The sequence below is a fragment of the Luteibacter sp. P4_D7_3 genome (genome assembly GCF_056401735.1).
In genome coordinates this window covers 1-9,177 of the sequence record NZ_JBFUIT010000148.1, presented here as the reverse complement: position 1 = coordinate 9,177, position 9,177 = coordinate 1, and the positions used below count along the sequence as shown (strand labels likewise).

General features: G+C 63.7%; 7 protein-coding genes. 6 read left to right on the top strand and 1 reads right to left on the bottom strand.

Features of this window, described 5'->3' with window-relative positions:
• On the bottom strand, positions 1-474 hold a 474-nt coding region (locus AC1DSN_RS13460), incomplete at its 3' end, for an ATP-binding cassette domain-containing protein (protein ID WP_477331104.1).
• 343 nt (positions 475-817) lie between these two features.
• On the opposite strand from AC1DSN_RS13460, the gene AC1DSN_RS13455 reads away from it, so the two are divergent.
• The 6 genes from AC1DSN_RS13455 to AC1DSN_RS13430 all read left to right on the top strand — a co-directional run.
• Positions 818-1,165, top strand: a complete 348-nt coding sequence (locus AC1DSN_RS13455) for a hypothetical protein (RefSeq protein ID WP_477294149.1) — start codon at positions 818-820, stop codon at positions 1,163-1,165.
• 179 nt (positions 1,166-1,344) lie between these two features.
• On the top strand, positions 1,345-2,193 hold the full coding sequence (locus AC1DSN_RS13450) for an HpcH/HpaI aldolase/citrate lyase family protein (protein ID WP_477294147.1): 849 nt from the start codon (positions 1,345-1,347) through the stop codon (positions 2,191-2,193).
• Positions 2,193-4,583, top strand: a complete 2,391-nt coding sequence (locus tag AC1DSN_RS13445; RefSeq protein ID WP_477331102.1) for a sodium:solute symporter family transporter — start codon at positions 2,193-2,195, stop codon at positions 4,581-4,583. Before AC1DSN_RS13450 ends, AC1DSN_RS13445 begins: the two co-directional genes overlap by 1 nt.
• 39 nt (positions 4,584-4,622) lie before the next feature.
• The gene (locus AC1DSN_RS13440; protein WP_477294143.1) at positions 4,623-5,507 is read left to right on the top strand and encodes a LysR family transcriptional regulator; all 885 of its coding nucleotides are present in this window, start codon (positions 4,623-4,625) and stop codon (positions 5,505-5,507) included.
• A 264-nt stretch (positions 5,508-5,771) separates the two neighbouring features.
• Positions 5,772-8,030 carry a TonB-dependent receptor gene (locus AC1DSN_RS13435; protein ID WP_477331100.1) on the top strand — a complete coding sequence of 753 codons (2,259 nt, stop codon included), beginning with the start codon at positions 5,772-5,774 and terminating at the stop codon, positions 8,028-8,030.
• Positions 8,027-9,177, top strand: a 1,151-nt coding sequence (locus AC1DSN_RS13430) for a serine hydrolase domain-containing protein (RefSeq protein ID WP_477331098.1), incomplete at its 3' end; no start/stop codon positions are given. The genes AC1DSN_RS13435 and AC1DSN_RS13430, both read left to right, overlap by 4 nt.

Here is a 9,177-nt window from a genome sequence, read left to right as displayed (position 1 = left end):
GATCAGAGCGCCGGCGAAGGCGACTCGCGCTGCCTCGCCGCCGCTCAGCCGCTGCATCGGTACATCCGCGTGGAGATAGTCCAGGCCCTGCGCGTGAAGTGCCTGTTCGAGGCTCTGGCGGATCGTCCAGCGTGATCCGACGATCTCGTAGTCGCGCGGGTCGATGTTTCCCGCTTCGATGCGGGCGAGTGCGTCGAGTACCTCTTCCACGCCGGCCGCCGAAGCAACGGTCGCACCGGCGTCACGGGCCGGTTCCTGAGCGAGGTAGTGCGTCGTTCCGTGCGCGAGCAGGCGACCCGAGGACGGCAACCACAAGCCGGCGAGCACGCGGGCAAGGATGCTCTTGCCCACACCGTTACGGCCCACGAGGCCGGTGTGCCGCACGTCGAAGGTTTCGTCGAGATCGGAGAATAGCCGGCGGCCATCGGGCAGCAGGCAGGTGACCCCTTGAAGGGTCAGGTTTGGGTTCGTCATGCAAATTCCAGGGATGCAGAAAACTCCCCCTGCAGGCAGGGGCTGGCGAGTCTTGCCGTCACTCAGGACGGAGCATCACTGGCGCATGGGACGAACACCTCATGGGCGGGAGCAGGGCACCGATTATAGCAACGGACGCCGGGGTGAAAAATTCCCGTTGACCACCCGGGACAGGCGGACGTACCTTCGGCCGGCCCCAGGATTCCGAAGTCTTACGATGTCGATATGCCGAGTGTCCGTATCTACTACGTTAATCCGCCCCGGACGTCATCATCTTTCGGTTGGCTCGAGATTGTGGAGAAGGCCCGCGTTGCGATGTGTCGTCGTGTTCGGCTGCGTAGGTATGTACGCGTGTTCCTATGATGGTCTCGCGTCGGAGGACTGCGTTCATAACCTTCTCGACATCCCGGCTTCCGGCACGTCCGACTACGTGCTTCGTTCGGACGAAACCGGCTGCGACGACTTTGCTCATTCGGACGAGGTCCTGCTTTACCTCGTCAAACGTGGCGAGACCCGGCGCATTCCTGTGTTCGAATACATCCCCTCTGCGTTTCGCGACAAACCTCACGCGACGTGGTTGTCGCCGGAAAAGCTGAGGATCGACTTCAAGGAAGTCGATGCGATCCTGAAGACCTATAAGGTCGACGAAGCGCAGGTCGATATTCGCCTGGCCAAGCAGCCCAGCGACTAAGGTCCGATTGGTTGCCCGGCTCGTCGAGTAGAAGCAGCTTCGCCGGTGGATTGGCGGTACAGGCCCGCGCCGGGAACATAGGAAAAGTATCGATTGAACGTCGGATCCCGGCTCGATTGCTTCGGTGCGATGGGCCAGAATCCACGACTATCGGTGCGCCTTGGGTGGCGGGGGAAGGTATGCGCAGCAAGTTATTCGTGCCCGGGGGGCGTCCGGAACTGTTCGCCAAGGCGCTGGCCGGTCCGGCCGACGCCTTGTCGTTCGATCTGGAAGATTCGGTACCTGCCGCGGTGAAGGCCGGGGCCCGTGCCGATGTGTCCGCCTTCGTCGCCTCGAACGCTGTCCGCAACGCCGCCAAGGCGATCATCGTGCGGGTGAATGCCCCGGACACCGAATGGTTCGAAGACGACCTTGCGGCGGTGCTGACGCCCGGACTGACCCTGCTCAATGTGCCCAAGGTGGAATCGCCGCAGGCCTTGCTTGCCGTCATCGCAACGCTGGAGCACGTCGAGGCGGAGCGCGGCCTGGATGGATCGGTCGGGCTGCTGATCAACATCGAAACACCCAGGGCGCTCGACCAGGCGGCCGCGATCGCCGCGGCGCATCCCCGGGTCGCCGGCCTCCAGCTGGGGCTGGCGGATCTTTTCGAGCCGCACAGTATCGACCGCGCCGATGTCGCGGCGGTACACGCTGCGATGTTCGCCGTGAAAATCGCTTCGGCGGCGGCAGGCGTGTTCGCGATCGATGCCGCCTTTGCCGCGATCGACGATGTGGCGGGCTATGAGGCCGAAGCGCGCATGGCGCGTCGACTCGGCTTCGTCGGTAAAAGCTGCATCCATCCGCGGCAGGTGGCCCTTGCCAATACGGTGTTTGCGCCGTCGTCCGACGAGATCGCGCTGGCACGTCGTATTGTTGCCGCTTCGGTCGAAGCGGGGCGTGTGGGTCACGGTGCCTTCGTCGTCGACGGGCGGATGATCGACCTGCCGTTCCTCAAGCGCGCGCAGGCGCTGCTGGCATCGGCAGGGTGATGCGTCTGCCGACGATGCGCGTCACCCTCCGCGTTTGCCGCGCCTTCCTGCTCCTTTGCTTGCTTGCCTCAGGCATGGCACATGCCGACGCACTCACCCCCTTGCGTGGCAGCGCACTGCCTTCGCTACCCATGGTGGGAACCGTGCATGGCTTCACAGCTGTGGATGGCCGGCTCGTCGCCGTGGTCGACGATCGCGCCTGGATCCTCGATGAAGGGCAGGGCAGCTGGCGCTCCTTGGTCTGGTCCGCGGGCGTCGCGCCGAAAGCGCTGTCGGCATTGTTCGGCGATGCTTCGCGTGGCTACATCTTGTTGGGTGACGACGACTCGACTGCCACCTCTGTCGCGCGCCTGTCGCTGGACGCGACGGGTCTGGTCCTGACGCCCCTGCCGCCCTTTCCGGGTCCTATCGTCGGCGCGCGCGCCGCATCAACCGACAGTGCCATCTACGTCGCTGGTATCGAGAACGGCGCATCGACACTGCTGCGCCTTGAGCCCGGCACCGTTCGACCCGCCTGGACAAAGCTGGCCGACCTACCGCCCGGCGCTGCGCCGTCGACGCTCGTTGTCCAGGGCGCAGGCGTCTTTGTCACCGTCGGCAATACGGTATGGCGCTGGTTGCCCGATGGCGGCTGGAGCGAGCGTGCCACTGCGCCGGCCCCCATTCTTCCGGGCATGGCACGCCCGATGGGACAGGCGAACGTGGCCTACCTCGTCGGCGATACCACGGCGGCTCGCGCATTGACCTTCCAGGTGGTGACGCGCGCCTGGGCGGTTCTGCCGGGCGTTCAGTTCGCAGGGGTGACCTCGGCAGCTACCTGGAAAGACGGCTTCGTCTGGTCGTCCACGGATGGTGCGAGAACGACGGTCGCCTCCGCCCAGGTACAGTCGAGCAAACTGCTGTTGCGCTGGCTCGACTGGCTGGTGATCGTCGTCTACCTCGGCGGCATGATCGGCATCGGTCTTTACTTCTACCTTCGTGAGAAGCGCAACTCGACCGCGAACTTCTTCGTCGGCGGCCGCAGCATTCCGTTCTGGGCCGCGGGTGTGAGCCTGTATGCGGCGAACACCAGCTCGATCAGCTTCATCGCAATTCCCGCTAAGGCCTTCGAGAGCAACTGGCAGTACATGACGAACAACCTCATCGCCGTGTTCGGCCTGATGTTCGTCGCCGTGTGGATTGTTCCGCTGCTGCGCCGGCTGGACCTGATGTCGGTGTTCTCGTATCTGGAAACGCGCTTCCATCCGGCCATCCGCATGATTGCCAGCGCTCTGGCCATCCTCACCCAGCTCGGCAGCCGTATGAGCGTGATTCTGTTCCTGCCGGCGCTCGCCATCGCCACGATCACCGGGATCAGTACGACGCTGAGCGTGATCCTTATGGGAGGTTTCACCATCATCTACACCGCCATGGGCGGGATGAAGGCGGTGATCTGGACAGATGTGGTGCAGGTGATCGTGAAGATGGGTGGCGCGATCTTCGCCATCGGGTTCATCATCTGGCATTTGCACGGTGGGTTCGGCGAGTTCCTCGGCACGGCGATGGCCGATCGCAAGATGCACCTGCTGGACTTCAGCTTCGATCTGACCAAGGCAACGGTCTGGGGCTTCCTTTTCCTCGTGCTGTTCGACGTGGTGCTGACCTTCCCGAAGGACCAGGTGCTCATGCAACGCACCTTGTCCACGCCGTCGGCGAAGGAAGCCGGTCGCTCGATCTGGGCGTTCGCGGCCATCATGATCCCGGGTGGGCTGGTCTTTTACATGATCGGCACGGCGCTGTTCGTGTTCTACAAGGCGCATCCGGAGCGGATGAACCCAATGCTGCCGATCGACGCCACGTTCCCACTGTTCATCGCGGCCGAACTGCCGATGGGCGTGACCGGGCTTATCGTGGCAGGCATCTTCGCCGCGGCGATGGCAACGCTATCGGGCATCATGAACAGCGTGGCAACCCTGGTTTCGGTGGACTTCTACGATCGGTTGGTGAAGAACCGCACCCCCAAACAGAGCGTGATATTCGCCGAGGTGACGACGGTCGTCGTCGGACTGGTCGGCATCGGCCTGGCGCTGCTGCTGTCGCGGTTCGACGTGCATTCGCTGTTCGACGTGTCGATCGAACTGGCCGGCTTGCTCGGCGGCGGTTTCGCCGGTGCCTATACGCTGGGGATGTTCACCCGCAGAGCAAACTCGCMTGGCGTGGCGATAGGTATCGCGTCGAGTACGGCACTGACCTTCATCGCCTGGATCTTCAAGTTGGTCCATCCGTATTTCTATCTGGCGATCTCGATCTGCCTTTGCATTGTCATCGGCTATATCGCCAGCCTGTTCTTCCCGGCGCCGACGCGTTCGCTGCGCGGCCTGACAATTCATCGCGATCGCGACGGCGAATGACCTACCATGGCGCTCCCCGCCGACCGCCAGTGAGATGACGTGGAAACCCAGTTCCTCAATACCTTCATCACCGTTGCCGACCATGGGTCGATGGCAGCGGCGGCGCGACTGCTCAATATCACGCCGGCTGCTGTGGCGCAGCAAATACGCACGCTTGAACGCGAGATTGGCACGACCCTGATCGCGCGCGTCGGCCGCACGGTGAGCGTCACGGAAGAAGGATCGAGGATCCTGCAGCGTTCGCGCGATGTGTTGCGTAACGTGGCCGACCTGCGCAGCGTCGCCAACGAGAGTGGGGTGTCGGGGGAACTGAGGCTCGGCGCCTGTCCCACCGCCCTGGCAGGCATGCTTCCCGACGTGCTCGCGCGCATGGTCGAGACTTTCCCGCGCATCAACGTCTTCATCAAGCCTGGCTACTCGGTCGATCTCTACAACGACGTCGAGAAGGGCGACCTCGATGCCGCTGTTGTGCTGCAGGCACCGTTCCCATTGCCCAAGACCTGCGAGTGGCAACTGCTGCGTGAGGAGCCGCTGATCGTGCTCGCGCCACGCGCGCTGGCGGGGCGCGACCCGCACGAGCTGCTCGCCACCGAGCCGCTCATCCGTTACGACCGCAATCAGTGGGGCGGGCGGCAAGCCGACGATTACCTCCGTGCGAATGGCATCGTGCCGCGCGAGCGTTTCGAGCTCAATGCGCTCAATGCAATCGCCGTCATGGTCGACCGCGGTCTCGGCGTCTCGCTGGTTCCTGACTGGGCGAAGCCCTGGCCGGAAGGCCTGGATCTGGTTCGCATGCCGTTGCCAAACCCGTCCGAACCACGTCGCATCGGCATCGTCTGGTCACGCTCGAGCGTGCGCGTACGGTTGGTCACCGTACTGCTTCAGGAGAGCCGAAAGGCGATGGCGGCCATGCAGTCGCGGTGACCGCGAATGTGTCGTGCATGTTGCGTCGCCGCATAGTTTTCCTTCGTTCGTAAGCAACAAAAACTAGTCTCTGAACATACCCGTCCGCGGTTTCTTGCCATGCGCTAAGCGCATAGGCTCACCATCACCGAGACGAAGGTCAGTGGCGCGCCGGGGAGGGCGTAGCCAACGCAGCAGACAGTTTCTTTGCCCGGGCGCGCCGTCACAGGGGCACGCCGCACCCGCCCGCTTGGGCGATCGATCCAACGGCAACACGGACCCGATATGATCAAACCACTTTCCGCCGCGATCGGCAGCATCCTGCTGGTCTCCTTCTTCGCAACCAGCGCCCACGCGCAGGAGGCGACTTCGCAGACAGACGCGCCGAACGCCCCGAAGGCTGCGAAGAAGAAAGACGACAAGAACAACGACCAGCCGGTGAACCTCGACCAGGTCATCGTCACCGGTGTGCGCACGCCCAAGGCGATTGACGAGATTCCCGGCGCGGTCACCRTGGTCAACAAGGAAGAGATCGCCCATACGCTGTTGGTGACCGAGGACGCGACGGCTGTGCTGGCGCGCTCGGTGCCGGGCTATGCGGAGTCTTCCCAGGCCATGAGCAACACCGGCGAAACCCTTCGTGGGCGTATTCCGCTGCGCCTGTTCGACGGTGTGCCCCAGGGCTCGYCGCTGCGTGAAGGCACCCGCAACGGCACCTTTACCGACATGGGCATCGTCGGCCGCATCGAAGTCATTAACGGCCCGTCGGCCTCGGAAGGCATCGGCGCAGCGGGCGGCATCATCAACTACCTCTCGAAGACGCCGACCAAGGAAGGCAAYGAGACCACCATCACCACGCGCTACCAGACGCAAGGTAAGTCGGACAGCGGCAGCTGGAAGACCGGCGTGACCTTCGCCCGTAAGGAAGCCAGCTACGACGTACTGCTCGCCGGTTCGTATATCGACCGCGGCATGACCTACGACGGTAACGGGCGCCGCATTGGCCTGAACACCTCCGGCTCGCTGGCCGACTCCACCTCGAGCAACCTGTTCGCCAAGCTTGGCTACAACTTCGGCGAGGGCGATGATCAGCGCCTCCAGGCGACCTTCAGCAAGTTCAAGATCACCGGTAAGGGTGACTACATCCAGGTACTCGGCTGCCGTGGCCCGACGGACGATCCGCCGTGTGCAACGCCGCGTACGAATACGTCCGAGCGCGGTCACATCGACGGATCGAGGGATGCTTTCAATGACTTCAAGCAATACAGCGCCGAATACACCAACAAGAACCTCTTCGGTGGCGCCCTCGACATCAACGTGTACAAGGCCGACCAGGCCATGCGTTACCTGCCGGAGAACACCGAGGACAAGCAGGATCCCCTGATCGCGCCGCTGAACACCTTGTTCGACCAGTCCGAGATCACCGCCAAGAAGCGTGGCATCCGTACCTCGTGGACGCGGCCGGACTTCCTGGTCACGGGACTGGAACTGCATACGGGTGTGGACGTGGCCCGCGACGAGGCGCAGCAGCGCCTGGCCCTGACCGATCGGCTCTGGGTTCCGCCGATGATCTACAACAGTGTCGCGCCGTATGCGCAGCTGTCGTACGACATTGGCCCGTTCACGATCAGCGGCGGTTACCGTCGCGAGAGCGATCGCCTTACGGTCGACAGCTACACCACCACGTACTACCGCAACCGCGTGTTCGTACAGGGCGGCAAGCTGTCGTACAAGGAAAACCTTCGTAACATCGGGGGCATCTGGCGCTTCAACGACGAGTGGTCCGCCTTCGCTTCCTACAGCGAAGGCTTCACGCTTCCCAATATCGGTATCCCGCTGCGTAACATCAGCGTGCCGGGCCAGTCGGTGAGCAGGATCAGCGACCTCAATGCGATCATCTACAAAAACAACGAATTCGGCTTCAACTGGCGTGGCGACCGGGGCGCCTTCGGAGCCACGCACTACATCTCGAAGTCCCCGTTCGGCTCGTCGCTGGCGATCGATCCGAATACCAGCGACTTCATCCTCTCGCGTGCCCCCGTGCGTATCGAGGGTACTGAGCTGACCGGCGAGTGGCGTTTCAACCCGGAGTGGAAGGCGACCGCGATCTATTCGCACATCACGGGCAAGACGGCCTTCTGGTCGTCGGATCCGGCCGGAAACTACGGCGCCGGCTCGCTCAGCAAGCCGCTGGGCGTGCTCGACATCAATCCGGACAAGCTGGCCTACGCCGTCACCTGGAACTATTCGGCGCACGGCGACGCGACGCTCGGTGCCACCTCGCTGTTCGGCCGGCACGTATCGGGAAGCGATACGCGCGCCTATGACGGGGCGACGTTTAGCTACAGCGAGCAGACCCACGGATACACGCTGTTCGACCTGGGTGTGAATTACGACCTGGAACGCTACGGCAAGCTGTCGCTCGGCGTGGAGAACCTGCTCGACAAGCAGTACATCCTCAGCTGGTCGCAGCTGGCGGGCTACCAGAACTACTGGTCGGGCCGTGGCCGCGTCACGTCGCTGACCTATACGATCACGCTGTGACGGAGCGATCGCTCTGGCGAAGCCGCGCCTTGCGCGCGGCTTCGCTGTGCCTGGGACTGCTGCTATGCGCTTCGGCGGCCCTCGCGGCGGATGCGTGGCCGAGGGACGGGCTGGACCGTCTGCATGCGTTCATGCGCGATGCCACGGGGACGGACGGATACCTCGGCGGCGTTACGCTGATTGCCCACAATGGCCGCATCGTCGACGTGGGCACGTATGGCTACGAAGATCTCGCGCGCAAGCGGCCCATGCGGCGCGATGCCATCTTCCGCATCTACTCGATGACCAAGACCGTTACATCCGTGGCGGTCATGATGCTGGTGGAGGAGGGCAAGGTGTCGCTGGACACGCCGCTTGCCGAGCTCCTGCCTGGTTTCGAGCATCCGCAGGTGATGACGGGCGGTACGGCCGCGGCACCGACCCTGCGAGCGGCATCTCGCAAGCTCACCCTGCATGACCTCCTCACTCACACGTCGGGTTACCCGGCAGGCCTGGAGGGCGAGCGCGAGGCCGTAGCGTTGATGGAAAGCATCGATCCCCACGGCGCGAACGACCTTGCTGGATTCGCCGAACGAATGAGCCACGTGCCACTGGCGGCTGACCCCGGTACCCGGTTCGGTTACGACGGTGCCTCGCTCGAGCTGGTGGCGCGTGTCGTTGAAGTCGTTTCCAAGCGACCGTTCGCCGACTTCCTGCAAGAGCGAATCTTCACCCCGCTAGGTATGCGCGACACGGGCTTCAGCGTGCCCGTCGACCGTCGCGGTCGTGTGGTCGACATCACCCGCATGGCTGACGACGGCCATCTGGCGATCGCCGACGGCCCGAGCGCCACCCACCCCGGCGAGCCGCTGAATCGCTATATGAGCGGAGCGGGTGGCCTGTATTCCACAGCGGACGATTACGGCCACTTCGCACAGATGTTGCTCGACGGTGGCCGTTCCGCCGGGCACGTGCTTCTCGCGCGCAAGACCGTCGAGCTGATGATGCGCAACCACCTGGGCATGCTCGACCCGCCGGTGACCCAGTTCAGTGCCGGCGAGGGTTTCGGCATCGGCGGCTATGTGGTGATCGACCCCGCCCGCCGCGGGCAGCTCGGCTCGGTCGGGCAATACGGCTGGGCCGGTGCGGCATCCACCACGTATACGAT

Coding starts and splice junctions, on each gene's coding strand:
- AC1DSN_RS13450 (WP_477294147.1), top strand. CDS start 1,345: ATGCGCAGCAAGTTATTCGTGCCCGGGGGGCGTCCGGAACTGTTCGCC.
- AC1DSN_RS13455 (WP_477294149.1), top strand. CDS start 818: ATGTACGCGTGTTCCTATGATGGTCTCGCGTCGGAGGACTGCGTTCAT.